At 71.0% G+C, this 1,885-nt stretch carries 3 protein-coding genes; all 3 read left to right on the plus strand.

Annotation, left to right across the window (positions count from 1 at the left end; all coding sequences use genetic code 11):
* The coding region (locus tag AC3XYG_RS14920; RefSeq protein ID WP_489140626.1) for an aminopeptidase N C-terminal domain-containing protein at positions 1 to 636 on the plus strand (636 nt) is incomplete at its 5' end.
* A gap of 126 nt (positions 637 to 762) precedes the next feature.
* The gene (locus AC3XYG_RS14925; protein WP_489140627.1) at positions 763 to 1,014 is read left to right on the plus strand and encodes an Ivy family c-type lysozyme inhibitor; all 252 of its coding nucleotides are present in this window, start codon (positions 763 to 765) and stop codon (positions 1,012 to 1,014) included.
* Between the two features lie 14 nt (positions 1,015 to 1,028).
* Positions 1,029 to 1,885, plus strand: an 857-nt coding sequence (locus AC3XYG_RS14930) for an ABC transporter transmembrane domain-containing protein (protein ID WP_489140628.1), incomplete at its 3' end; no start/stop codon positions are given.

Raw genomic sequence — 1,885 nt, forward strand, 5'->3', positions numbered from 1 at the left:
GCCAATGAGGACCATGGGACGTTCGAGGTCTCGGCCGCCGCGGTCGGCAAGCGGGCGCTGAAGAATGCCTGCCTGTCCTATCTCGGCCTGCTCGCCGGCGATGCCGAGGCCACGGCGCTCGTGCTGGCCCAGGCCCGCGGCAGCGGGGCGATGACCGACGTGCTGGCGGCGCTGACCGTGCTGCGCGACCGCGACGTGCCGGAACGGGCCGAGGCGCTGCAGGCCTTCTACGACCGCTGGCAGGACGAGCCGCTGGTGGTCGACAAATGGTTCGCGCTGCAGGCGACCTCGTCCCTGCCCGGCACGCTGGACGCGATCAAGGCGCTGACCCGCCACCCCGCCTTCACCCTGCGCAACCCGAACCGGGCGCGGGCGCTGATCTCCAACCTCGCCATGGGCAACCCGCTGCATTTCCACGCGGCCGATGGCTCCGGCTATGCCTTCCTGGCCGACCAGGTGCTGGCGCTGAACGCCGCCAACCCGCAGCTGGCCGCCCGCATCCTGGTGCCGCTCGGCCGCTGGCAGCGGCACGATCCCGGCCGCCGGGCGGCGATGCAGGGGGAGCTGGACCGCATCCTGGCCGCGCCCGAATTGTCGCGCGACGTCTACGAGATCGCCGCCAAGAGCCGGGGGTGAGGCCGCGCTCGATGGCTACGGCGAGAGCCGCCCTCTCTTTTTTGTCATTGCCCGGCTCGACCGGGCAATCCAGGAGCCACGAAGAGCTGCTCTGGCCGCCCCTGGATGCCACGGTCAAGCCGTGGCATGACAAGGAAAGTGAGGCGGCTGGCCCCGGTCCTGGCCGAAGGGATGAGGCCGGGAAGCCCCTTTCGGCACGGCAACGGCGCTATGGTTTGCGGCAACATTCCGCACCGTTGCGAAACAGCTGCTTCACTTCGTGCTGTTGACCCGGCGCGGCCGGCGCTCTACCTCGCCGTTGCAACATCCGGAGCATCGCCGTCTTGGCATCGCACCCGTCCCGCCCTATCGATGACCGCGCCGCCGGCCGCTGGCTGAAGCGGCAGGCCGGATTGGCGCGTGGACCGATCGCCCTGACCGCGGCGGCCGGCATCGCCCAGGGGCTGTGCGGCGTCGCCCAGGCCGGGCTGATCGCCTGGATCCTGCAGCGGGCGCTGATGGAGGGCGTCACCCTGGCCGGCCTGTGGCCGCTGTTCGCCGGACTGCTGGCCGCGGCGCTGCTGCGCGCCGGTGCCGCCTGGACGTCCGAGGCGCTGGGCGCGGTGGCGGCGACCCGGGTCAAGACCCGGCTGCGGCGCCAGCTGCTGGACCGGCTGCACAGCCTGGGCCCGTCCTGGCGGGCGGAGCGGCAGACCGGCGACCTGGCGGTGACGCTGATCGAGCGGGTCGAAGCGCTGGACGGCTATTACGCCCGCTTCCTGCCGCAGAGCCGGGTGGCGATGATCCTGCCGATCCTGATCCTGGCCGCCGTCTATCCGGTCGACTGGGTCTCCGGCGTCATCCTGACCATCGCCGGCCCCTTCGTGCCGTTGATGATGGCGCTGATCGGCATGAAGGCGGCGGATGAAAGCCGCAAGCAGTTCCGCACCCTGGCACGGATGAGCGCCTATTTCCTCGATCGGCTGCAGGGGCTGACCACGCTGCGGCTGTTCGACCGGGCCGAGGCCGAGGTCGACAACATCGCCCAGGCGGCGGATGCCTTCCGCGACCGCACCATGCGGGTGCTGCGCATCGCCTTCCTGTCTTCGGCCAGCCTGGAATTCTTCGCCTCGGTCGCGGTCGCCGTGGTCGCCACCTATATCGGGCTCGGGCTGCTCGGCCATATCGGCTGGGGCACCGCGCCGGGGCTGACGCTGTTCAGCGGCCTGTTCGTGCTGCTGATGGCGCCGGATTTCTTCCAGCCGCTGCG

The organism is Inquilinus sp. (assembly GCF_057815775.1).